The following is a 22,925-nucleotide window of genomic DNA, read 5'->3' on the forward strand; positions in this document are numbered from 1 at the left end:
CACTACAGATTGTAGTGCTGTGATACGCAGTTGCCAAGTATTTCCAAAAGCGAAAGAAAGGACGAAGTTCCCCTGCCCTCTCCGCTTACGATTCAATCCCGGCAAAGGAGAAATTATTGAGAGATGATTCTCACAAATTGAATGATAATCGGAGCGCCTTGTACCGGAACGTCGCTCAGGATCAGGATTCCCGGCTGAATCACATAGGAGTTGGGCGGCTGGAGTATGCCATTGATAAATAGACTGGCGAACGTGAACGTGCCGGGATCAAGAATGCCGGATGTACTGAATTGGAGCACCGCATCTCCGCTGGTATACACGTTTTTTACACCGTCAGCAATCGCCGTATATTGAAACGTTTCGCCTCTCAGCAGCGTCGGACTCTGCGGAGCAGACGGCTGGCGCGGAAAGATTAGCGGGCAGCCCAACGGCCCCATCAACGCCAGCGGACTGCACCCCGCCTGATTTTTGGGGTTGATGTCCCTTGTGACCACATAATGTCTGACCCGATTATGCATGGGTGAACCTCCTTTTCCAACATGACCCTGCTGTTCTCTTTCCCGCTTGTCGGCAGGCTGGAACTTTGAGAGTTGATCCTTTCTGAAACAGGAGAAAAGGGCTGACCCGAATACAATCCAGCCCTCGTGTAAGCCCTGTTTCCCCCAACCCGTGCCTAGTTTACCACAAACTCAACAATAACCGGCGTAGCGGGGTTTTCGGCATCGCCATCCGGAATGGTGATGGATGTCGTGGTGACGGTCGAGGTATTCCCCGGCTGAAGCACGCCGTTGATGTAGAGGTTGTAGAAAGCAAACGAACTCGGAAACGCCGTGGCGGCTGCGCCCGTGTCGTCGTTGAAGGCGGTTGCGGCAATCGCAAACGTGGCCCCCGTACCCGTTCCGGCTCCAATCGTGGACGTAAACCGCAGCGAGGTCATAAACGGCTTGATGATCGGCATGGTTTCACCCCCTTTTTTGATCGTGAAAGGATCCTTTCACAATGCTATACAATGCTATCTTTCTTTCTTCTGAAACGGACAAACGTTATCGGAGAAACGCGGAATTTTCGCCGTGCAACCACATGCCGCCTCCTGAAAGCCGCGTACAGGGACTCTTGTTCGGCCCTGCTTCTCGTGGACAGGTCCTTTTTCAACAGCATGAGACTTGCCACACTGCGTTACGACGCCGCTCGCAATCTGGAAATAGCAGGGGTTCATGGCTATAATAGGGATTGTTCATTTGTGGAAACCAAGCGAGAGGATGACTGATTCAGATGAAAAAATGGGTAGTGGCTGCATTGTGCGCCTCACTGACAGCTGCCGGCGGTTGGGCACTTGCCAAAAACACGGATACCATCACGCTGATCGTCAACGGAAACAAAGTCGAAACGGATGTGGCGCCGCAGATCATCAACGGACGCGTCATGGTTCCCGTTCGAGCGGTGTCGGAGGCGATGGGCGCTGAAGTGACATGGGACAGCGAACAGAAGTCGGTGATCGTCAGGAAGCCGGAAGGGCCGAAACCGATCGCCCGTTTGCCTCTTGATCAGACCACGCTCTATGCCCTGAAAGAAAAAGATGGCCAGTATGCTCCGCTGCTCGTGGAACACAAGGGCCAATTCAAGCTGGCCGACTGGAAAAACGTTACAAACCCGACCTACGCGCCGAAGATCGAGTCCAGAGACCTGACGGGTGACGGAAAACACGAGCTGATCATCATTCTGACGACAGGATATGGAACCGGGGCGTTGACACAGGACATCCACGTACTTCAAACGGATACATTCGAGGAACGAAGGGTTCCTGATCCGGTCGAGACGGTGAAGCAAAACGTGACGAGCAAGGTCGCCAAGGAACAAGTCGAGATTTCGATTGGCGGAAAAACAACGGTGATCCCCGCAAACAAAATCCCCGCGGCCCCGTCCACCTGGTTCCCCTCCGTCGGAATCGGCGGCATTGTGATCTATGAAACGCAGGAAAACGCGCTCCTTGCCCGGGTTCCCGCGCAAATATCACCCGCACATTTTTTGGGACATTTTCACATCACCTATCAGTTTGTGCAGGATCAATTCCAGGTAACGTCAATCGAATTCGTGCAGGACTAGCAACGTGAAACCGGACAGTGTTTTGCTGTCCGGTTTTGGTTTGATTCATAGCCCTCCCCCCAGGGAATCATCTGCAAATTGACGAACATGATTCAATCCTGAATAATTATACAAAAACGTATAGCAAGGAATTGTACGGCAAACTCACCGCCAAATGAAAGCGTACAGCCGGCATCTATTCAAAAATGGATAAGGGACGCAAGCAAAGGGGGACAGCGACGTGAGTGATCAACACACGTGGAGTGAAGACCTGGCCATCTTGCAGTCGCTCAAGGACGATCTGCTGGTCACGAATACGGACGGCATCATCGTGCGGGCCACTGAAAAAACCGGGCAGATTTACGATGTGGACACAAAGGACTTGATCGGCAAGTCGGTGTACGACCTGGAAAAGGAAGGGCTGTTCACGCCGATTGTCACGCCGATGGTCATCAAGGAACGAAAGAAAATCACCGTGGTGCAGACGACAAACAAGCGGAAAAAGCTCCTGGTCACGGGCATCCCGGTGTTTCACCCCAACGGCGAGCTGATCTTTATCGTCAGCTACTCCCACGACGTGACGGAGCTGATCAACCTGCAGCACTACCTGCAGGTGCTGGAAGAAGACATCGAGCGCGTGAAAAGCGAGCTGGACATGCTGCGAAACAAGCATCTGCATGCGGATGGAATCATCGCCAACAGCGAGGAAATGAAAAACGTGATCGACACCGCGCTCAGGGTGGCCGAAGTGGATGCCACCATCCTGCTGCTCGGCGAGTCCGGGGTGGGCAAATCGCATATCGCCAAGTTTATTCACAACCACAGCGGACGCGCCAAAGGACCGTTTATCGAGGTAAACTGCGGCGCGATTCCCGATGCGCTGTTTGAGGCCGAACTGTTCGGGTACGAGAGCGGTGCCTTTACCGGGGCCAACCCGAAAGGAAAGATGGGGCTGGCCGAGCTGGCTTCCGGCGGGACCCTGTTTCTCGACGAAGTGGGCGAACTGTCGCTGATCAACCAGGTCAAACTGCTGAAGATGATTCAGGAGAAGCGATTCTTCCGGCTGGGCGGCACCCGGGAACGGGAGGCGGATTTCCGCCTGATTGCCGCCACCAACAGGGACCTGGAAGCGGCGGTGATCGAGAAAACCTTTCGCGAAGACCTCTATTTTCGCCTCAATGTCGTGCCGATTACCATTCCGCCGCTGCGCAGGAGAACGGAGGACATCCTGCCGCTGATCCAGTACTTTTTGAGCCAGTTTGAGCAAAAATACAACCGGAAACGGACGCTGGACGAAGCCGTGATCCACCGCTTGATCTATTACGAGTGGAAAGGGAACGTGCGGGAATTGATCAACGTGATCGAGCGGCTGGTCGTCACGTCTTCCTCCCCGGTGGTGACGGTCGATCTGCTGCCGGAGTACATCAACCGGCGATACGATCTGCCGCTGTTTGATGTGCACGAAAATCGGCCGCTGCAGGACATTTTGGATCACGTCGAACGGCAGGTTCTGCTGAAGGCGAAACGAACGCACAAGACCACGGTAAAAATGGCGCAGGCGTTGGGGATCAGCCAGCCGTCCGTGGTGCGGAAATTAAAAAAATACGGAATCACGTAGGGGGTTGGAACGAAACTTGCAACTCTTTCCCGGCAGACACACGAGGAGGGTTGCAGCATGTCAAGCGATTGGAGTTATTTGGTTGGTCAGATGCATGCCTTGCTGGCGCCAAGCATGGCCAAAGACCACCCGAATCTGCCGGTGGTCAAGGCGGAAGGAGCCTATTACTACGGATTGGACGGCAAAACCTACCTGGACTTTACATCTGGCATTGCCGTCGCCAATACCGGGCATCGCCACCCGAAAGTGGTGGAGGCGATCAAGCTGGCAGCGGACCAACTGGTGCACGGTCCGTCCGGCGTCGTCATTTACGAGTCGATCCTGCGTCTGGCCAAGGAATTGACCACCGTGCTCCCGGCTGGGCTGGACTGCTTTTTCTTTGCCAATTCCGGCACGGAAGCGATCGAAGGGGCGATCAAGCTGGCGAAGCACGTGACGAAACGCCCCTATGTCCTCTCGTTTCTCGGCTGCTTTCACGGTCGATCGATGGGTTCCCTGAGCGTGACGACATCCAAAAGCAAGTACCGAAAATTTCTGCAGCCCGGCGGCTTGACCTACCAGCTCCCCTACGCAAGGGTGGAGGAGTGTCCGGCCGGGGCGGACCCCGACGCGTATTGCGCGGAACGACTGGAAAAGGATTTTGAGACGCTGTTCGCCCATCAGGTAACGCCCGAAGAAGTGGCCTGCGCGATCGTCGAGCCGGTTCTCGGCGAAGGCGGCTACATTGTTCCGCCCAAGGGCTGGCTGAAAAAGCTCCGGGAGATCTGCGACCGGCACGGAATCCTGTTGATTTTCGACGAGGTGCAGACCGGCTTTGGCCGCACCGGCAACTGGTTTGCCGCACAAACCTTCGAAGTCACCCCCGACATCATGGCGATTGCCAAGGGGATTGCCTCCGGCCTTCCGCTCAGTGCCACGGTCGCTTCCCAGGAGCTGATGAAGCAGTGGCCGCTGGGCAGCCACGGCACCACGTTTGGCGGCAATCCGATCGCCTGTGCAGCGGCTCTGGCCACGCTGGAAGTGATGAAAGAAGAGAACCTGGTGGAAAACGCGCGCGTGATGGGCAGCTACGCCCGGGAACAGCTTTGCCGCCTGCAGCAGAAACACCCGACGATTGGCAGCATCCGCGCCGTCGGACTGATGATCGGCATCGAAATCGTCGATCCCCGCACGAAGGCGCCCAATGGAGAAGGATTGCTGACGATTCTAAACAAGTGCCTGAGCAAAGGCGTGTTGTTCTACCTGTGCGGGAACCGCGGTGAAGTCATCCGCATGATTCCTCCGCTCACTGTGACCAAAGAGCAAATCGACGTTGGCCTGCGCATGCTGGACGAAGCCATTACGGAATACGAACAGGAAACACTGTGCATCGGCAGCAGTGCCGTGTAACGAACCTTTCACACAAGGAGGCCGGCTATGGTTGCGTACAAACCCAAGGATTCATCCCAATCTCCCCGCTTTTGCGGCGTGCGCACGTTCATGAGGTTGGAACATGTGCGGACGACGGACGGTGTCGACTTTGCGGTGGTGGGCGTCCCTTTTGACACGGGGGCGTCCAACCGAACCGGTCAGCGGTACGGCCCGCAGCATATCCGGAACGCTTCGGTGCTGCTTCGCCCGTACAATCCCGACCAAGACATCCATATCTTTGAATACTGCTCCGGTGTTGATTACGGCGATATCGACGTGGTTCCATTCAACATTCACAAGACGTACGACATCATGGAGCGGGAGCTGTTTTCGCTCATCGACAACGACGTGACCCCGATCATTTTGGGCGGCGATCACTCCATTTCGCTCGGCAGCCTGCGTGCATTTGCCAGAAAATTCGGTCCAGTTGCCCTGATTCACTTCGACTCCCACGGGGACACATGGGACAGCTATTTTGGCGAAAAGTACACGCATGGAACGCCGTTCCGCCGGGCGGTGGAAGAAGGATTGATCGATACGTCCCATTCGATACAGGTGGGGATGCGCGGACCGCTCTACGGACCGGAAGACATCAACGACGCCCGGGCGCTTGGCTTTGAAGTGATGCCGATGAGCGAACTGCGCGCCATCGGCTGTAAGCAGGCCATCCGCCGCATCCATCAGCGGGTGGGCGATCGGCCGGCGTACGTGTCGTTTGACATCGATTTCGTCGATCCTGCGTACGCACCGGGCACAGGAACCCCGGAAGTCTGCGGGCCTACCAGCTATGAAGCGATTCAACTGGTGAGAGGACTGGACACCCTTCATCTGGTCGGTTTTGATCTGGTCGAAGTCCTGCCGTCACACGACCCCAGCGAAATTACGGCCGGACTGGCCGCGGCCGTGGCGTACGAAATGATCAGCCTGATCGCATGGAAACAGCGCCGAAAACAGGAAAACCTGGAGGGATAAAGGATGAACAGCGTCGATACGATCGTCATTCTGCTGTATTTCGCGTCGCTGATTGCAGTGGGCGTCGTCGGCTCCAAGCGTGCCCGGACAACGGAAGAGTACGCATTGGCGGGGCGCAACCTGGGCATGTTCATGTATCTCGGCTGTCTGTCCGCCGTCATTTTGGGCGGGGCCTCCACCATCGGCACGACAAAGCTGGGCTACACATTCGGCATTTCGGGCATGTGGTTTGTCACCATGATCGGGGTAGGCATCATGCTCCTTGGCGTTTTGTTCACCAAGCGGATATCCCAGTCCAACGTAACGACGATCAGCGAGTTTTTGGGCAAGCGCTACAATGCCGAAACCCGGCTCGTCAGTGCCCTGGTGGCGGCGATTTACACGCTGATGGTAGCCGTGACGCAGGTGATCGGGATGGGCACCATCATCAACGTGCTGCTTGGCTGGGACATGACCCTCTCGATGATCGTCGGCGGCGGAATCGTGCTGTTCTATACGATTTTGGGCGGCATGTGGAGCGTAACGGTAACGGACATCATCCAATTCATCGTCATGACCGCGGGCGTTTTCCTGATCATGCTGCCGATGAGCCTGTCGCATGTCGGCGGATGGGATCAACTGGCATCCAGACTGCCCGCCGCCCATTTTGATCTGACCGCCATCGGCGGCGGCCAAATTCTTCAATATTTCCTGCTCTACGCGCTCGGCATGGTGGTCTCCCAGGATATTTGGCAGCGCGTCTTTACCGCTCGCACGCTGCAGATTTCCCGTACCGGGTCCGTATTGGCCGGCGTCTACAGCATTTTGTATGCGGTTTCATTGACCATCGTCGGAATGTGCGCATTCATTGCCCTCCCTCATCTGGAAAACCCGCAAAATGCGTTCGCCAACATGGCCATCTCCATTCTGCCCAATGGGGTGTTGGGCATCGTCCTGGCCAGCGTCTGCTCTGCACTGATGTCGACCGCCTCCGGGACGCTGCTCGCTTCCTCCACGCTGCTTACCCACGACATCCTAAAGCCGTACTGGTTTCGGGACATGGACGATCAGCGGCTGCTGCGGCTGTCCAGGGTAACGACGCTGTTCATCGGCGCGCTCGCCATTGTCTTCTCGATCTGGATTCAGGACGTGCTGGTCGCTCTTGACGTGGCGTACGCCATTTTATCCGGTGCGATATTCGTTCCGCTCGTGGTCGGATACTTCTGGAAGCGAGCGACAGCGAAAGCGGCCTTTTCCTCGATCATTGCCGGCACCGTCGTCGTGCTGGCCGGATTGGCGATCGAAGGACTCAGCTCGACAAACCCGATCATGTACGGCATCGCCGTCAGTTTGGCCGTGATGATCGGCAGGACGTACGCAACCGCCCCGAGCGTTTCCGACAACGTCCATTCGGTCAAGTGACGGGACGCGCTTCCGCCGCGAACCGGAATGGAGAGCCGCAAGGGAAAGAGGCTGACATCCCCCATGTATCCAGGGATGTCAGCCTCCTTGTTTTCCTTGCGATGCCGGTTTGTCGTACCAGCGCTCAACCGCTCATGTTCGCCGTGCCGCCGCTCAACGCACGCCCAGGATGATTTCCATGGTGAGCTGATCCAGCTTCTCGTAGGCCAGTCCTTTTTTGCCAATCCCGTCGCGGTCGAACTGAGCGGCTTTCAAGGCCTGGTGCTTGGCCGGCGAGTACGTGAAGTCGAATCCGGGAACGCCTGCGTCATGATGTTTCAATTCCTGCAGCAGTCCCTGGATCTCCGGATCGCTGTTGAACCGCTTCACTTTCTCCTTCAGGATCAGGTACGTCCGCATGCAGCCCTTGGCAAATTCGCGCACGCCTTCCAGATCCTCGGTGCGATAGGCATGGGCGTCAAAATGCAGGGGCCCCTGATAGTTGTAATCTTCCAGCAGTTTGACGAGGAAGAAGCTGTTCTTCACGTCTTCCGAGCCGAATCGCAGGTCTTGGTCAAAACGGCCCGGCTTCTGGTCATTCAGGTCGATATGGAACAGCTTGCCGCATTCGAGCGCCTGGGCCACCGCGTGGTAGAAATTGAGGCCGGCCATTCTCTCATGGGCCACCTCCGGATTTACCCCGACCATGTCCGGATGGTCCAGCGTGGCGATAAATCCCAGCATGGCGCCCGTCGTCGGCGTGTAAATGTCCCCTCTCGGTTCGTTCGGCTTCGCTTCCAGCGCGAATTTGATGTCGTATTTGCGGTCGCGTGCGTACTCACACAGATAGTTGATGCTTTCGCGATACCGCTTCATCGCCTCGACGGCGTCCTTGGACGCATCCACTTCCGTTCCTTCCCGTCCGCCCCACAGCACGAAAATGGAGGCGCCCAATTCCACGCCCAGATCGATGGCGTCGGTGGTTTTTTGAATCGCGTAGGCCCGCACGCGCGGATCGTTGGAGGTGAACGCCCCGTCCTTGAACACCGGATGCGTAAACAGGTTGACCGTGGCCATCGGCAGTTTCATGCCGGTCTCTTCCAGCGCCCGCTTGAATTCGTTCACGATCCGGTCTCGTTCCCCAGGCGTTGCGTCAATCGGAACCAGATCGTTGTCGTGCAGACTGACGCCATAGGCGCCGATTTCTGCCAGCATTTTCACGGCTTCCACTGGCGAATACCCGGTCCGGACGGCATCGCCGAAGGGGTCCCGCCCCGGGTTGGCAACCGTCCATAGGCCAAAGGTAAAACGGTCTTCAGGTGTGGGTTGGTATGCGTTTGTCATGATAACTCCTCCTGTGGTCCAAATATGGAAACTACAATTGCAAAATGGCCGGGCGGGCATAGATGCGCTCCTGTACGCAGCACTCGATCATCGGCCAATGGCCGCCTCCCCTGGTGAGGATGGTGGGGCCGGTTTCTTCTGCCAGGATCGTATCTTCGGATTTGCTCCCGGTTATCGACGGATTCCAGGCCAGCGCCTGACCGTCCTGAATCAATCCGGAGGTGGCAGGGGTGACGAGAACGTCGCGATTGGCGTATCCAAGCGGTCCCCCTTGATGATGAAGCCGCCACTCATTCCCGTATCCGGCTTCCGCGTAAGCTTCCATGCCCCGCCGCAGCACGTCCCGATAGGGGGTGCCGATCCGGCTGGCATCCATCATCACGCTGTCGATCTGCGCCACCCGTTCATGGAGGGCGAGCAGGGAATCAGGCGCCGGTCCCAGATGCACGATGCGGGTCAGCGCGACGATCAACCCGTACCTTCTCGCACAGGAAATGACCATGCTGTGCCGCTGCAGCGGCTTATCTGTCGGGATCGGATGGCGAAAGCGGGCGATCCGCTCATCGTGGGCGACCAGGGTGACGGTTGGATCGAGGCCGTGTTTCATCAGCGCGGCATTCAGGCCAGCCGCGACTTCCCGCTCGGTAACCCCCGGTTTCAACCCGAAGCAGATCTCTTCGGTGATCCTGGCGGCCGCCGCTCCCAGTTCCCTGATTCTCTCCACTTCCAGCGCTGTCAGCGTGAAGCGCAGCGCAGCCAGCTCATGCGGCATGTAGCGGCAGCCCGCTATGGGCACATCCGAAGCGATCTTTTCCAGTTCGGCCGCACGGGACAGCACATCGACCAACTGCTCATGCCAGGAATACTCCATCCACACCGCGTCAACCCCGACGAACTCCTCGGCCATAAGCCTCGGCGCTTCGATGTTGTTGGTCACGACGATGTAATCGGACGGCGTGACCAGAACACCCGCCTCCCCCTGCTCCGAGCTGCTCGGAACATGGTTGTCTCCGCCGCTGGTGATCCAGGCAAAGGAAGCGCGGCTCATGAAAAAAGCGCCTGCCAGTTCCTTTTCCTGCAAAAAGCGGCGAACCCGCTGAAGTTTGCAGTCGATGTCTTCCTGCCGCCTCATCCCTGCTCTCCCTCTTCCACCAGCTTGTGCAGGAGGTGCATGCTCTCCCGCAGATCGCCGTACAGCCGGCGGTACACGGCGTAGTACTTTTGATAGACCGGCACATGGGCGGCAACGGGCAGCAGCCGATCCGCGGTGCGAACGGCCGCCTCGCAGGCTTCCTCCACGCTGCCGTACACACCGGTGCCCACGCCGGCCAACAGCGCCGCTCCGAATGCCGGCCCCTCGTTCGCTTCCACCGTGTCCACCTCACGATTGAAAATATCGGCCATGATTTGCCGCCACACGCGGCTGCGGGCCCCTCCGCCCGACGCCCGGACATGCGAGATATCCATGTCGAGCGCCTTCATCAGTTCGATGCTGTCCAACAAGCTGTAGGCCACGCCTTCCATTACCGCGCGAATGAAGTGATTTTTTGCGTGGCGTGCGGTGATGCCCACAAAAGCGCCTTTTGCGAACGGGTCCAGGTGCGGCGTACGCTCACCCATCAGGTAAGGAAGAAACAGCAGACCTTCGCTCCCTACCGGCGCATGTTCCGCCTCTTCCGAAAACAATTCGTACGGATCTTTTTGCAAAAACGACGCAGCGCTTCGTTCCACATCGCCAAATTGATTGCGGAACCACTGAAGCGAGCCGCCCGCCGCCTGCGTCACGCCCATCACATGCCACTTTCCCGGAACAGCGTGGCAAAAGCTGTGCAGGCGACCTTTCGGATCGGTGACAATCTTGTCGGTGCAGGCAAAAACCACGCCGGAGGTGCCAATCGTGCCGGAGACGATGCCCGTCCTGACAATGCCGTTGCCGACAGCGCCCGCCGCCTGGTCGCCGCCCCCGCCCGCAACCGGCGTTCCCTGGGCCAATCCCGTCTCCTGCGCCGCACCGGCGGAGACGCGGCCCGATATTTCATGCGACTCGTACACGGCGGGCAGCCACTCCGGGCGAATGTCCAGATGCCGCAGCATGTCCCGGGACCATTGGCGGTGGGCCACATCCAGCAGCAGGGTCCCCGAAGCATCCGACACTTCCGTCGCCCATTCGCCGGTCAGTTTGTAGCGGATGTAATCTTTCGGCAGCAGGACCTTGGCGATGTTTTCATAGACCTGCGGTTCATGTTCCCGCACCCAGAGCAGTTTGGTCGCGGTGAAGTTGGGCAGCGGCGGATTGGCCGTCATCCGGATGATGGCGTCCCGCCCGATCTTCTCCTCCATCCACTCCACTTCCGCCTGCGTGCGCTGATCGCACCAGATGATGGCGGGGCGCAGCACGTTCCCACTCCGGTCGAGCAGTACAAGCCCGTGCATCTGACCGGAAAGCCCAATCCCCGCAATATCCGCCGGCCGGATCCCGGCCTTCCTGATGATGTTCTGAATGGTATGCTTCACCGCCCGCCACCAGTCTTCGGGATGCTGCTCGGCCCATCCCGGCTTTGGCTGCAGGAGCGGATAATCGGCACTCGCCGCCGCTTGCAGTGATCCATCCATCCGAAACAAGCAGGTTTTCACGCCGGAGGTTCCGACATCAATGCCCAACAAGAATCCCATCTGTGCTGCCTCCTTTCACGCTTCGGTCACAAGGCGACGATTTCTCCTGTCCGCAGCGATTCATAGCAGGCGTCGATCACCCGCATGTTGTTGATCATTTGCTCGTGAGAATACCCGGCTGCCTTGCCGTACACGATCATTTCGTTCATCTCGGCCACTTCGAGGACGTACTGAGCGGCGATGATTTTCTCCTCGCGCACGCGGCCATCGTCCGTCGTCACGATCACAAGCCCTTCGCCGCCTTGAAGATCAGGCCGGTACGCACGCGGAACGCGTATCGTCCCCTTCGTTCCCACCACTTCGTATTGATTGTGGAAAACGGTCTCGAAACCGCAGTCAAACACGACGGATACGCCGCTGTTCATCCGAAGCAGGGCGGTAACCAGCGTGTCCACCTGCCGCCGTTCGTGCATGCGGCCCTGCGCAAAGACGGATACCGGCTCCTCCCCCAACATGTGGCGGGCGGAATGGATGCAGTAGCAGCCGACGTCATACAGGCTGCCGCCGCCCAGCGCCGGGTCCATGCGGATATCCCCTTCCACATCTTCGAGCAGGAAGTGGAGCGAAGCGCGAAACAGGACCACCTCGCCGATTTCCCCGGACTGCATGATTTCTTTTACCCGCTGATGCTGCGGGTGGTGGCGGTACATGAAGCCTTCCATGAAGATCACGTCGTGTTCGCGGCAGGCCTCCAGAATCTCCCGCGTTTCTGCGCTGGTCAGCGCCGACGGTTTTTCGCACAGCACATGTTTTCCGTGCCGGGCCGCCTTGATGGCCCATTCCTTGTGCAGCCCGTTTGGCAGCGGAATGTAGACCGCTTCCACCGCCGGATCGCCCAGCAGCGCTTCATAGTCGTCGTAGGCGGCGGGAATCCCGAAGCGGTCAGCCACGTCCCGCGCCTTTCCGCTTTTGCTCGCGATCGCGACAACTTCGCTGTGCCCTTCCCACTGCAAAGCCGGGATCAGCTGTTCCCGGGCAATCCGCGCCGTCCCCAGAATCCCCCATTTCACGGTGCGCATGCTTCCTCCATCCTTTCCGCAAAAAGTTTGCCAGGCTGCTTACGATTTGTTCTTGGTGGCGATGTCCAGCCATACCGCGAAGACCAGAATCGAACCCTTGACGATGTACTGCCAGAAGGGCTGCACGTTCATCATGCTCATGCCGTTGTCAAGGCTGACCATGACCAGCGCCCCGATGATCGAGCCGACAATGCTGCCCGTTCCGCCGGCCAGGCTGGTTCCGCCGATCACGCACGCCGCGATGGCGTCCAGCTCAAAGCTTTGACCGGCGCCCACCGTTGCCGCATTGAGCCGGCCCGTCAACACGACGCCCGCCACGCCGGCCAGCGCCCCCATCATCACGAAAACCGAAAGCATGTGCGCCTTGATGTTGATGCCGGAAAAGCGGGCCGCCTCCGGATTGCCGCCGATGGCGTAGAGATAGCGGCCAAATCCCGTTTTCGTCGAGATGAACAGGAACACCAGACCCAACACCAGCACGATCAGCATGGGGATCGGAATGCCGTAATAGCGGTTCATCATATAGGTGAAGCCCATGAGGATGACCGCGTAGGCGAACGCTTTGCCGTAATCGCTCGCCGCGCTGTTCAGGGGAAGCTGAAGCCGGGCGCGTTTTTGGCGCCTGCGCGCCGTTCCGTAAAAAATGGCCGCACACATGATCGCCGCCAGCACATACCCCCACACATAGGGCAGATAGCTTTGGCCAATCTGTACAAAACTCTCGTGCAAAGGGGCCACGGTTTCCCCTTTGCTGACACCAAGCAGCACCCCGCGCCACACCATCATCCCGCCCAACGTGACGATAAAGGCGGGCACGGCCTTGTAGGCGACCAGCCAGCCCTGCAGGAGCCCGATGGCGGCTCCGGCCAGGATCGCGACCAGCACCGCCGGAACCGTTCCCCAGTCGTACCACACCTGGAGAATCGCCGCAATCCCGCCGGTCAGCCCGACAATCGATCCAACCGACAGGTCAATTTGCGCCGCCACGATGACAAGCGTCATGCCGATCGCCAGAATGGAAATCACGGACATCTGCCGGAACAGGTTGGACAGATTGCGCGAGGTCAGAAATCCGCCGTCCGTCAGCACCGTGAACAGGACTGCGATGAAGATCAGCGCGATGACCAGCGTGTATGCGCGAATGTCAAATCGAAAGGACAGCTTCTGTTTTTCCACTTGCCCCACCCCCGGTTGCGTACATCATGACCTTTTCCTGCGTCGCTTCCTCGTGCGTCAATTCGCCGACGATCCTCCCTTCCGCCATGACCAGAATGCGATCCGACATGCCCAGCACTTCGGGCAGTTCGGACGAAATCATGACGACGGCCATTCCCTGCCGAACCAATTCGTTGATCAGTTTGTAAATTTCGTATTTTGCGCCCACATCGATGCCGCGTGTCGGCTCATCGAGAATCAGGATTTTCGGCTCGTTCATCAGCCACTTGCTGAGAACCACCTTTTGCTGGTTTCCCCCGCTCAAGTTGTTCACGGTTGCTTCCAGGCCGGGCGTTTTAACCTTCAATTTTTCGATGAAACGGTTGACCGTGCTCACCTCTGCCGCTTCATCGATGACGCCGTTCCTGATCATTTTGTCCAGCGCCGCCAGCGTCGCGTTTTTCCGGACGCTCATGTCCAGGACCAGCCCGTATTTTTTCCGGTCTTCCGAGACGTACGCGATCCCGCTTTCGATGGCATCCCGCTGGGTTTTGATGGTTACCGGCCTTCCGTCGATCCGGATTTCGCCCTGCTTCTTCCCCTCGTACGCGCCGAAAATGCTGGTAAACAGCTCTGTCCGTCCCGCTCCCATCAAGCCTGCGATGCCCAGAATCTCCCCCTTGTGGAGCGAGAAAGAGACGTCCCGGACGACCTGTTTGTTCTGGTACGGACTGTAGACGGAGAAGTTTTTTACCTCCAGCACTTTTTCGCCCCGCTGCTTTGGCTCGTACGGGAAGAGTTCCGTCAACGTCCGTCCCACCATCAGCGAAATGATTTTCTCTTCCGTCAGCTCTCCGATCGGGTGCGTGGCGACCGTTTTGCCGTCCCGCAAGACCGTAACGGAATCGGCGAGGGACATAACTTCGTTCAGCTTGTGCGAGATGTAAATGCAGGTGACGCCTCTTTTCCGCAGCTGCCGCAGCATCTCCATCAACAGCGATACTTCCGCTTCCGTCAGCGCCGCGGTCGGTTCATCCAGAATGATGATGTCGCTGTTCTTTGACAGCGCCTTTACAATTTCCACGAGCTGCTGCTGGCCAATGCCCAGATTCTTCACTTTTGTTTCCGGATTGATCTCAAGCCCAACCGATTTCAGCCATTTTCTCGCCTCGAGGTAAAGGGTATCCCAGTCGATCACGCCAAACGTTTTCGGTTCGTTTCCGAGAAAGATGTTTTCCCCGACCGTCATCTCTTTGACGAGCGCCAGCTCCTGATAAATGATGGCGATGCCCGCCTTTTCCGAATCCTTGATGCTTTTGAAACGCTGCTTCCGGCCGTTGACGATGATGTCCCCCGTAAACGTGCCGTCGGGGTACACCCCGCTCAACACTTTCATCAACGTTGACTTGCCTGCGCCATTTTCGCCGCACAGCGCATGAATTTCCCCCTTTTTTACGGAAAAGGTGACGCGGTCAAGCGCGCGAACGCCGGGAAACTCCTTGGTGATCGATTTCATTTCCAGCGCATACATGCTATCACCCCCGAAGATGGTTGGGAGCAGGGGGGGAAGGCAGGCTCCCCCTGCTGATGACCTGGCTACCGTTTCGGACGCTGGTCTTCCGGAACGTTTTTATACACGTCTTCAAACGAATGGAACCCGTCCTTGATGATCGTTTCCATCACGTTGTTCTTGTCGACCTGGATGGGATCGAGCAGAATCGTCGGCACGTCCACTTTGCCGTTGTTCATCGTGGTCGTCGCTTCAATCTTTTCGCCTTTGGCCAATTTGACGGCCACTTCCGCCGACTTGGTGGCGATCGCCTTGATCGGCTTGTAGACGGTCATCGCTTGCTTGCCTTCCACGATCCGCTGGACGGCGGCAAGGTCGGCATCCTGGCCGGAAACGGCAACCTTGCCGGCCAATCCCTGCGCCGCCAGGGCCTGAATGGCGCCGCCCGCCGTGTTGTCATTGGACGCGACGATGGCATCGATGTTGTTGTGGGTCGACGTGAGAGCGTTTTCGATAATCTGCAGCGCGGCGTCCGCCTGCCAGTCTTTTGCCCACTGGTCGCCGACGATTTTGATGTCTCCCTTGTCCACCAACGGCTGGATGATGTTCATCTGCCCTTTGCGGAAAAGCTTCGCGTTGTTGTCGGTGGGCGAACCGCCCAGCAGGAAGTAGTTCCCTTTGGGGACCAGCTTGGTCAGGGATTCGGCCTGCATCTCGCCAACGCGCACGTTGTCGAAGGTGACATAGGCGGACACGTCGGAATTGGTGATGAGACGGTCATAGGCCAATACCGGAACGTTTTCCTTTCGGGCCGCGTCCACTGCCGCTGCCATCGCTTCGGAGTTGTGCGGAATGATGACGATCACGTCGACGCCTTTGGACAGCATGTTTTCCACCTGGGCCAACTGTGTGGCGTCATCGCCGTTGGCCGACTGCACGTCCACTTCGGCTCCCAGCTCCTTTGCCTTTTCGATGAAAATGTCCCGGTCATGCTGCCATCTTTCCAGCCGCAGGTCATCAATGGAAAGACCGATCTTGATGACTTTGCCCGCCGCCGCTTGCTGGCTTTGCGATTCGCCCGGTTTGGCAGCGCTTTCAGTTTGCGGCCGCGCATCCTGGCCGCAGCCCGCGACGGCAAAGGCCAACAGGAAAAGACTCACTGCACCAGACAACAATCTGCCCCTTTTCTTCATGACGATTCCCCTTTTTCCCAATTTTTCGCGAATGTGTACCCTTATCATATCACCCACCTTTACTTTGTTCAACCGACAAACTAATAAAATTTTCGTGATTGTCTAGCGGTGGCGAATCATCGGGCGAATCAACGGAATACAAGAGGATTTTTGCTGAAATGCATGTCATTTTCGCACAATCAACGTGATTTTTGGAAAATTTTCATGTATAATTGGTATATCCGATAAACAAAGTGGTGAGATACATGCTGCAAACTGGCGACCAATTTCTGGTGAAAAAGATCAACAAATCGATCGTGCTGGAGACGATTAAAAAGAATGGCCCCATTTCGCGGGCGCAAATTTCGGAAGTAACCGGCCTGAATAAATCAACGGTATCGTCGCTTGTCAATGAATTGATTCAGGAGGAGTTTGCGTACGAGATCGGTTTGGGGCAGTCCAAGGGCGGGCGCAGACCGCTCATGCTGTTGTTCAACACGACCGCGGGCCATGCCATCGGCGTGGACATCGGCGTCAACTACCTGCTCGCCGTGCTCACCGATCTGCAGGGGAATATCGTGCAGGAAACGATGCTGACGATTGCGAACCTCTCGTTTGAGAACATTGTTGACCTGCTCAAGCAAACGATCCAGGCCCTGATCGATCAAGCGCCGCCCAGCAAATACGGCATTGTCGGGATTGGCATCGCCGTGCCGGGCATCGTCGACGAGCATGGGCAGATTTTGTTCGCGCCCAATCTGGGATGGGAAAACGTCGATGTGAAGAGCATCATCCAGGGTCACTTTCACCTGCCGGTCACGATCAACAACGAAGCGAAGGCAGGCGCGATGGGGGAAAAGATATTCGGCGTCGGCAAAGGGATTGCCCACTCCGTCTACGTCAGCCTGGGGATCGGGATCGGTACGGGGATCATCATCAACAACGAGCTGTACAAGGGATGCAACGGGTTTGCCGGTGAAATGGGGCACATTCCGATCGAGCCCAACGGCAAAAAGTGCCGCTGCGGCAACCGGGGATGCTGGGAGCTGTACGCCTCCGAGAACGCGCTGCTCGAACAGGCGAAAGCCCTGGCGATTCCGCCGGCCCCGAACGAACCGGAGATCACGCTCGCCCATCTTGTCACGCTGGCCGATGAAGGCCATCACGAGGTGATCAATCTGTTCAACCAGGTGGGCGAATACATCGGCCTCGGTCTCACGACAATCATCAACACGTTCAACCCGGAACTGATCGTGATCGGCAACAGAATGACCTCCGCGGAAAAGTGGCTGATCAACCCGATCACACGGGTCGTGGAAAATCGGTCGCTTGCGTACAGTCGCAAGCAGCTTCGGATCCAGTTTTCCGGCCTGAACATGCATTCGGCCGTATTTGGCACCGTTTCCTTTGCGATCGACGACTTCTTTGCCAACACGCGGATTTCCCTGTAGTCCGCCTCCTCGAAACGTTTTGTGGCATGCACGCGTCAACGTAAAAAACGTGTCAACTCGACGTTTGACGAAGACGAGGGGGGGACCGGGATGTCCGTAAAACTCCCGAAACGAACGGCGTTTGTTCTGTGGGTGTTCATCTGCCTGCTCATGCTGGGGTGCAGCAGTCACGTTCGTCCGGAAGAAGGGGATGTGATTGATAGGCACGGCGGCGTAACACATTTGGAAAAAATGGACGAATTTATTGCCAGCGTATCCCGCAATCAACCTGCGACGCTGCGGTTGATCCGATACACCATCGAAGGCGATCCCATCTTCCATGACTTGTCCTATCAAAATAAAAAAATTGAATTTCGCCTGGACAGTACGGAAGATCAGTTCGGCAAAGGAGAAGTTGCAACCTATTTCTGCGATGCGCTGGAACGGAAGGAAACCGATACGCTGCTGCAGTACACACTGACGGGTTGTACGGGAAATACCGGGACCATGGAGTTGTTGACGATAACAGGGCCATTCGTGAGTTCAACTGGGCCGAATGCGATCAGAGTGAAGACGGAAAAACCATGACCGCATTGGCAAAGGATATCATTGCAATCGCGACATCCAACGAGGAACGGAAACAGGCACCGGAAACAAACGGTCAGGCCCGGTAGTCCTTGTACAGAGGGGGCGCTCCGTTTTCGCGCAGACCGCCGCTCCGCCCGGTAGAGCTTCGCAAGTCGCTCCGCCTGGCAGCATGCTTCTCCTCCGCTCCCCTCGGTTTGTCCTCAGTCCGAGCCGGGGGATGCCCCCCGGCAACCTGACCGGACCTTTATGGAGACGGCGCGCCTCCTTTCTTCCGAATGGTTGCGATGCGTTTCTGCTGATCCCACTCGATTTCCCCATCCAGCAGCTCCGCCACCAGCCGGAGCGGGACCATCTCCGTGCCGGCAATCATTCTCTTTTCCACCAATAGGGGGATCGCCTTTCCATCCCGGAAAACCTTCCCCTGTTTCGTTATTCGGATGACCGTTCCCTCTTTGGCTGCCACCAGTGCGCCGTCCTGCTGGTCAACGTGAACGGCCGCCCCCAGTTTCTCGAAGGCCTCCGCGGTCGGAACGTAGATGCTCCCGCGTATCAGTACGGGCGGAGTGAGGAAGGAAATCCGCTCTGTTTGCCGCATGACCTGGATGGGGGCGGTTTTCCGGGGGACGACCACCAAGGCGTTGCTCAATTCCCTGCCCGGCGCCGTCAGCAGCTTTCCATGCGCGTAAAGGCCGGACGACGCTCCGCCGTCCAGGTTCATCGCCGCCACCAGTCCCATCGACTGGCAGATGCCGGCCAATTGGGCCAGGGTGACGTTGGGGACCGTTCCCATCACCAGTTGATGGTTCGCCGTGTAGCCAATGAACGAACGCTGTCCGCTTGCCTTGGTCAGCTTCGGATCGTTCATTCCCTCCGCGACCGGATTGACGACGATTTTGCCGTCCTTTACCAACGTGGGGCCCGCACTGGTGACATGTTGAAACGAATCCGCATCAAACCGGGAGGAACGGTCGATCACCGGCAGGGCGTTTCCGTTGAATCCGATGGACGACCCGCTGACGCCGTCGTGTTTCTTCTCGTAGTCAATGACGATCAACCCCCAGGGCGGCTTGTAGTCCCCCTTGTTGTAGGCCATGAAAAACGATCCGTTAATGGCGGCCAATGCCCCCGTTCGTTTCGCCATCCCCGCCAGGCTTTCCGTCCTGCCCAGCTCGTCCCGGGCCAGAACCGGACGGACTTCCAGCCGGGGATCGTTGAGGTTGATCGTGACGAACTGGACGGTTCGGCTTCCGGCGGACGTGGAAACCTTCTTGCTTCCCGCCATCACGCTCGCGGATACATCCTTCGTCTGCGGCGCTCCCTGCGCGGCCAGATGCGCCGGCAGGGCAAGAACGCCGAGCAACACCATGGTTGCTAGCCATTTCCCCATTCTCATCTCTACCTTCACCTGTTCCGAAACTTTTTTCCCTCTTTCAAAAAACAGGATTATTTTATCATGTTTTTCCATTTGCGGGCACCGCGTGAACGCTTTGCATGTTTCCCTTTTTCCACCGCGTCAATCTTCCATCAGCCGTCCTCCGGCCACCACGACGCGCCCTTTCTTGATCACCGTGTCCACGTGGTTGATGCCAAAGTGGTACGGCACATACGCCAGGTTTTCCGCGTTGAACAGCACCAGATCCGCCTGCTTGCCGGGCTCGAGACTGCCAATCTGGTCTCCCCGGCCGATCGCATAGGCTGCGTTGATGGTCATGGCGGTGATCACTTCCTCCGGTGACATGCCCAAATGCAGGCAGGCCAGGGTCATCACGAGCTGCAGCGATTCCGTGGGGGAACTGCCCGGATTGTAGTCCGTGGACAGCGCAACCGGCACTCCTTCCTCGATCATGTCCCGGGCTCGAGCGTGGGACTTGGCGCGCAGGTTGAACGACGTCGCCGGCAGACAGACGGCGATCACGCCCGCATCCCGCATCGCTTTCAGCCCCTCATCGGTGGCGGCGAGCAGATGCTCCGCGGAAATGCAGCCCATCTCTGCGGCAAGCTGCGCTCCGCCGAGCGGTTCAATCTCGTCGGCATGCAGCTTCAACCCGAAACCCAGCTCTTTTGCGGCGGCGAGAATCGCACGCGACTCGTCCACCGAAAACACCCCGTGCTCGCAAAAGACGTCGCAAAACTCGGCCAGCACCTGCCGCTTCACTTCCGGCAGCATCTCCTCGATCACCAGTTTGACGTATTCGGCGGAGCGGCCTTTGTACTCCGACGGCACGGCGTGCGCCCCCATGAACGTCGACACCAAGTCGATCGGGTGTGTTTCGTCCAACCGCCTGGTCACGCGGAGCTGCTTCAGCTCGTCTTCCAGCGTCAGCCCGTAGCCGCTTTTGGCCTCTACGGTCGTCGCCCCGTACAGCATCATGATATCCAGACTCTTCCTTGCCTTTTCATACAGTTCGTCTTCCGTCGCAGCCCGTGTGGCCCGTACCGTGCTGAGAATCCCGCCGCCCTGGGCGAGGATGTCCAGATACGACAAGCCCTTCTGTTTCAAGACCAGTTCGTTTTCCCGGGAACCTCCGTGCACCAGATGGGTGTGCGGGTCGACCAGGCCCGGCGTCACCAGCCGCCCTTCCGCATCCAGGGTTCGCTCGACGGGCAGCCCGGCGATTTCCGCCCGGACGTCCGCTTCCACTCCGGCGGCCACGATTTTGCCGTCCGCGATGGCCACGGCTCCTCCCGTCACGAGGCCGACATCCGTCATCTCGCGGCCCCGTCGCGGTCCCGGCCTGCCGCCCATCGTCACCAGCACACCGATGTTGTGTACCAACAGATCAATCCGTTCCGGTTTCATGCTCTCCCTCCTCACGGGAAGCATCCCGAGGAAAACCTCCCTCGGGATGCCGCTTTTTTTCGCGGTTGTTCCGCACTTCATTTCCCCAGACCGTTCAGATGCCCAGCATCGGCACGCGTACGCCGCGCTCCTTGGCCGTCTGGATCGCCAGGTCGTACCCGGCATCGGCGTGTCGAATGACCCCCATGCCCGGGTCGGTGGTGAGCACGCGGGAGAGCCGCTCTTCCGCTTCCGTGGAGCCGTCGGCCACCACCACCATGCCGGCGTGCAGGGAGTAGCCCATGCCCACGCCGCCGCCATGGTGCACCGACACCCAGCTTGCACCTGCCGCCGTGTTGACCAGCGCGTTGAGGATCGCCCAGTCGCCCACCACATCGCTGCCGTCCTTCATGCTCTCCGTTTCCCGGTTGGGAGACGCCACCGAACCGCAGTCGAGGTGGTCGCGGCCGATGACGATCGGCGCGGAAATTTCCCCTGTACGCACCATCTCGTTGATGGCGAGCCCCATTTTGACCCGCTGGCCGTACCCCAGCCAGCAGATGCGCGCCGGCAGACCCTGGAAGGCCACTTTTTCGCGGGCCATGGTGATCCAGCGGCGCAGGTGCTCGTTTTCCGGGAACAGCTTCAACACCAGTTCGTCCGTCTTGTAGATGTCTTCCGGATCACCGGACAGCGCCGCCCAGCGGAACGGGCCCTTTCCTTCGCAGAACAGCGGACGGATGTAGGCCGGGACGAAGCCGGGGAAGTTGAAGGCGTCTGTCACGCCTTCGTCGTAGGCTACCTGGCGGATGTTGTTGCCGTAGTCGAACACGACAGCTCCCATTTTTTGCAGTTCCAGCATCGCCTGCACGTGAACCGCCATCGACTCGCGGGAGAGGCGGACGTACTTGTCGGGATCGTTCTTGCGCAGTTCAGCCGCCTCTTCCAGCGTAAAGCCGCGGGGCACGTACCCGTTGAGCGGATCGTGCGCGGACGTCTGGTCGGTGACGAAGTCCGGCACAATGCCGCGGCGCACGAATTCCGGATAAATGTCGGCAGCATTGCCAACGAGACCGATGGACAGCGGCTTGCCCTTTTCCTGCGCCTCCCGGGCCAGCTTCAGCGCTTCGTCCAGGTCGTACACCATCACGTCGCAATAGCGGGTGTCAATCCGGCGCTGAATGCGGGACGGATCGACGTCGACGCCGATCACCACCCCTTCATTCATCGTAACGGCAAGCGGCTGAGCTCCCCCCATGCCGCCCAGCCCGGCTGTCAGGGTGAGCGTCCCTTTCAGCGTGCCGCCGCAGTGCTGGCGGGCCGCTTCCGCAAAGGTTTCATACGTCCCCTGCAGGATGCCCTGAGTGCCGATGTAGATCCAGCTTCCGGCGGTCATCTGGCCGTACATCATCAACCCTTTTTGCTCCAACTCCCGGAACGTTTCCCAGTTGGCATACGCCGGCACCAGCACGGAGTTGGAAATCAGCACGCGGGGCGCAAGCGGATGCGTTTTGAAAATGCCGACCGGTTTCCCCGACTGTACCAGCAGGGTCTCATCCCCCTCCAGGTTTTTCAGGCACTCCACGATCTTGTCAAAGCACTCCCAGTTGCGCGCCGCTTTTCCGATCCCCCCGTATACCACGAGGTCTGCCGGACGCTCTGCCACTTCCGGGTCCAGATTGTTCATCAACATCCGCAGGGCTGCTTCCTGCTGCCACCCTTTTGCGTTCAGGTTGTTGCCGCGGGGTGCGCGGATGACGCGCGCCTTGGTTTCTGCCATGGGGTCCTCTCTC

19 protein-coding genes are annotated in these 22,925 nt (G+C 58.3%); 7 read left to right on the top strand and 12 right to left on the bottom strand.

Annotated elements, in window-relative coordinates; all coding sequences use genetic code 11:
- Positions 1–113: 113 nt before the first annotated feature.
- Positions 114–518, bottom strand: coding sequence for a DUF4183 domain-containing protein (locus A6764_RS20235; RefSeq protein WP_035290389.1), 405 nt, complete (start codon positions 516–518; stop codon positions 114–116).
- 155 nt (positions 519–673) lie between these two features.
- Positions 674–958: a DUF4183 domain-containing protein gene (locus A6764_RS20240; RefSeq protein ID WP_029100732.1), complete on the bottom strand. Its 285-nt coding sequence runs from the start codon at positions 956–958 to the stop codon at positions 674–676.
- Between the two features lie 314 nt (positions 959–1,272).
- Between A6764_RS20240 and A6764_RS20245 the strand changes: the two genes are divergently transcribed.
- The 5 genes from A6764_RS20245 (at position 1,273) to A6764_RS20265 (ending at position 7,483) form a co-directional block, all read left to right on the top strand.
- On the top strand, positions 1,273–2,103 hold the full coding sequence (locus A6764_RS20245; RefSeq protein ID WP_065067723.1) for a copper amine oxidase N-terminal domain-containing protein: 831 nt from the start codon (positions 1,273–1,275) through the stop codon (positions 2,101–2,103).
- Between the two features lie 220 nt (positions 2,104–2,323).
- A complete protein-coding gene (locus tag A6764_RS20250) occupies positions 2,324–3,700 on the top strand; it encodes a sigma-54 interaction domain-containing protein (protein ID WP_065067722.1) in 1,377 nt (458 codons plus the stop codon).
- A gap of 57 nt (positions 3,701–3,757) precedes the next feature.
- A complete protein-coding gene (locus A6764_RS20255) occupies positions 3,758–5,089 on the top strand; it encodes an aspartate aminotransferase family protein (RefSeq protein WP_065067721.1) in 1,332 nt (443 codons plus the stop codon).
- Positions 5,090–5,116: 27 nt separating this feature from the next.
- The gene (speB, locus tag A6764_RS20260; RefSeq protein ID WP_065067720.1) at positions 5,117–6,082 is read left to right on the top strand and encodes an agmatinase; all 966 of its coding nucleotides are present in this window, start codon (positions 5,117–5,119) and stop codon (positions 6,080–6,082) included.
- Positions 6,083–6,085: 3 nt separating this feature from the next.
- Positions 6,086–7,483 carry a sodium:solute symporter family protein gene (locus A6764_RS20265; RefSeq protein WP_065067719.1) on the top strand — a complete coding sequence of 466 codons (1,398 nt, stop codon included), beginning with the start codon at positions 6,086–6,088 and terminating at the stop codon, positions 7,481–7,483.
- Positions 7,484–7,636: 153 nt separating this feature from the next.
- Here A6764_RS20265 and xylA read toward each other — a convergent pair whose 3' ends face one another.
- The 7 genes from xylA to xylF all read right to left on the bottom strand — a co-directional run bounded on the left by xylA (position 7,637) and on the right by xylF (position 16,356).
- Complete coding sequence (gene xylA, locus A6764_RS20270; RefSeq protein ID WP_065067718.1) at positions 7,637–8,806, bottom strand: xylose isomerase; 1,170 nt, start codon at positions 8,804–8,806, stop codon at positions 7,637–7,639.
- A 31-nt stretch (positions 8,807–8,837) separates the two neighbouring features.
- Positions 8,838–9,938, bottom strand: coding sequence for a M24 family metallopeptidase (locus tag A6764_RS20275; protein ID WP_065067717.1), 1,101 nt, complete (start codon positions 9,936–9,938; stop codon positions 8,838–8,840).
- Entirely contained in the window at positions 9,935–11,479 is a 1,545-nt protein-coding gene (gene xylB / locus A6764_RS20280) for a xylulokinase (RefSeq protein ID WP_065067716.1), read from the bottom strand. The genes A6764_RS20275 and xylB overlap by 4 nt, the downstream gene beginning before the upstream one ends.
- A 26-nt stretch (positions 11,480–11,505) precedes the next feature.
- On the bottom strand, positions 11,506–12,498 hold the full coding sequence (locus A6764_RS20285; RefSeq protein WP_065067715.1) for a Gfo/Idh/MocA family protein: 993 nt from the start codon (positions 12,496–12,498) through the stop codon (positions 11,506–11,508).
- A 39-nt stretch (positions 12,499–12,537) separates the two neighbouring features.
- Positions 12,538–13,674, bottom strand: coding sequence for a sugar ABC transporter permease (locus A6764_RS20290; RefSeq protein ID WP_231558734.1), 1,137 nt, complete (start codon positions 13,672–13,674; stop codon positions 12,538–12,540).
- Positions 13,643–15,184 carry a xylose ABC transporter ATP-binding protein gene (locus A6764_RS20295; RefSeq protein WP_065067714.1) on the bottom strand — a complete coding sequence of 514 codons (1,542 nt, stop codon included), beginning with the start codon at positions 15,182–15,184 and terminating at the stop codon, positions 13,643–13,645. Before A6764_RS20295 ends, A6764_RS20290 begins: the two co-directional genes overlap by 32 nt.
- 65 nt (positions 15,185–15,249) lie before the next feature.
- Positions 15,250–16,356 (bottom strand): D-xylose ABC transporter substrate-binding protein, encoded by a 1,107-nt coding sequence (gene xylF, locus A6764_RS20300; RefSeq protein WP_029100744.1) that lies wholly within the window; start codon positions 16,354–16,356, stop codon positions 15,250–15,252.
- Positions 16,357–16,601: 245 nt separating this feature from the next.
- Between xylF and A6764_RS20305 the strand changes: the two genes are divergently transcribed.
- Entirely contained in the window at positions 16,602–17,786 is a 1,185-nt protein-coding gene (locus A6764_RS20305) for an ROK family transcriptional regulator (protein WP_065067713.1), read from the top strand.
- Positions 17,787–17,876: 90 nt separating this feature from the next.
- On the top strand, positions 17,877–18,353 hold the full coding sequence (locus tag A6764_RS20310; protein WP_065067712.1) for a DUF4362 domain-containing protein: 477 nt from the start codon (positions 17,877–17,879) through the stop codon (positions 18,351–18,353).
- Between the two features lie 244 nt (positions 18,354–18,597).
- Here A6764_RS20310 and A6764_RS20315 read toward each other — a convergent pair whose 3' ends face one another.
- From A6764_RS20315 to hutU, 3 genes are all read right to left on the bottom strand, one after another.
- Positions 18,598–19,740, bottom strand: coding sequence for a phosphodiester glycosidase family protein (locus A6764_RS20315; RefSeq protein WP_176703331.1), 1,143 nt, complete (start codon positions 19,738–19,740; stop codon positions 18,598–18,600).
- Positions 19,741–19,866: 126 nt separating this feature from the next.
- Positions 19,867–21,153, bottom strand: a complete 1,287-nt coding sequence (gene hutI, locus A6764_RS20320) for an imidazolonepropionase (protein ID WP_065067710.1) — start codon at positions 21,151–21,153, stop codon at positions 19,867–19,869.
- A gap of 94 nt (positions 21,154–21,247) precedes the next feature.
- Positions 21,248–22,912: a urocanate hydratase gene (gene hutU / locus A6764_RS20325; RefSeq protein ID WP_065067709.1), complete on the bottom strand. Its 1,665-nt coding sequence runs from the start codon at positions 22,910–22,912 to the stop codon at positions 21,248–21,250.
- Positions 22,913–22,925: the final 13 nt, after the last annotated feature.

This window comes from Brevibacillus sp. WF146 (assembly GCF_001673705.2).
Taxonomy (GTDB): domain Bacteria; phylum Bacillota; class Bacilli; order Brevibacillales; family Brevibacillaceae; genus Brevibacillus; species Brevibacillus thermoruber.

Excerpts from the sequence above, each read along its gene's own strand:
- A6764_RS20285 (WP_065067715.1), bottom strand. The coding sequence starts at position 12,498 with ATGCGCACCGTGAAATGGGGGATTCTGGGGACGGCGCGGATTGCCCGG.
- A6764_RS20310 (WP_065067712.1), top strand. The coding sequence starts at position 17,877 with ATGTCCGTAAAACTCCCGAAACGAACGGCGTTTGTTCTGTGGGTGTTC.
- speB (WP_065067720.1), top strand. The coding sequence starts at position 5,117 with ATGGTTGCGTACAAACCCAAGGATTCATCCCAATCTCCCCGCTTTTGC.
- xylA (WP_065067718.1), bottom strand. The coding sequence starts at position 8,806 with ATGACAAACGCATACCAACCCACACCTGAAGACCGTTTTACCTTTGGC.
- A6764_RS20240 (WP_029100732.1), bottom strand. The coding sequence starts at position 958 with ATGCCGATCATCAAGCCGTTTATGACCTCGCTGCGGTTTACGTCCACG.
- A6764_RS20235 (WP_035290389.1), bottom strand. The coding sequence starts at position 518 with ATGCATAATCGGGTCAGACATTATGTGGTCACAAGGGACATCAACCCC.
- A6764_RS20295 (WP_065067714.1), bottom strand. The coding sequence starts at position 15,184 with ATGTATGCGCTGGAAATGAAATCGATCACCAAGGAGTTTCCCGGCGTT.
- xylF (WP_029100744.1), bottom strand. The coding sequence starts at position 16,356 with ATGAAGAAAAGGGGCAGATTGTTGTCTGGTGCAGTGAGTCTTTTCCTG.
- hutU (WP_065067709.1), bottom strand. The coding sequence starts at position 22,912 with ATGGCAGAAACCAAGGCGCGCGTCATCCGCGCACCCCGCGGCAACAAC.
- A6764_RS20255 (WP_065067721.1), top strand. The coding sequence starts at position 3,758 with ATGTCAAGCGATTGGAGTTATTTGGTTGGTCAGATGCATGCCTTGCTG.
- A6764_RS20265 (WP_065067719.1), top strand. The coding sequence starts at position 6,086 with ATGAACAGCGTCGATACGATCGTCATTCTGCTGTATTTCGCGTCGCTG.
- xylB (WP_065067716.1), bottom strand. The coding sequence starts at position 11,479 with ATGGGATTCTTGTTGGGCATTGATGTCGGAACCTCCGGCGTGAAAACC.
- A6764_RS20245 (WP_065067723.1), top strand. The coding sequence starts at position 1,273 with ATGAAAAAATGGGTAGTGGCTGCATTGTGCGCCTCACTGACAGCTGCC.
- A6764_RS20315 (WP_176703331.1), bottom strand. The coding sequence starts at position 19,740 with ATGGGGAAATGGCTAGCAACCATGGTGTTGCTCGGCGTTCTTGCCCTG.
- A6764_RS20275 (WP_065067717.1), bottom strand. The coding sequence starts at position 9,938 with ATGAGGCGGCAGGAAGACATCGACTGCAAACTTCAGCGGGTTCGCCGC.
- hutI (WP_065067710.1), bottom strand. The coding sequence starts at position 21,153 with ATGAAACCGGAACGGATTGATCTGTTGGTACACAACATCGGTGTGCTG.
- A6764_RS20305 (WP_065067713.1), top strand. The coding sequence starts at position 16,602 with ATGCTGCAAACTGGCGACCAATTTCTGGTGAAAAAGATCAACAAATCG.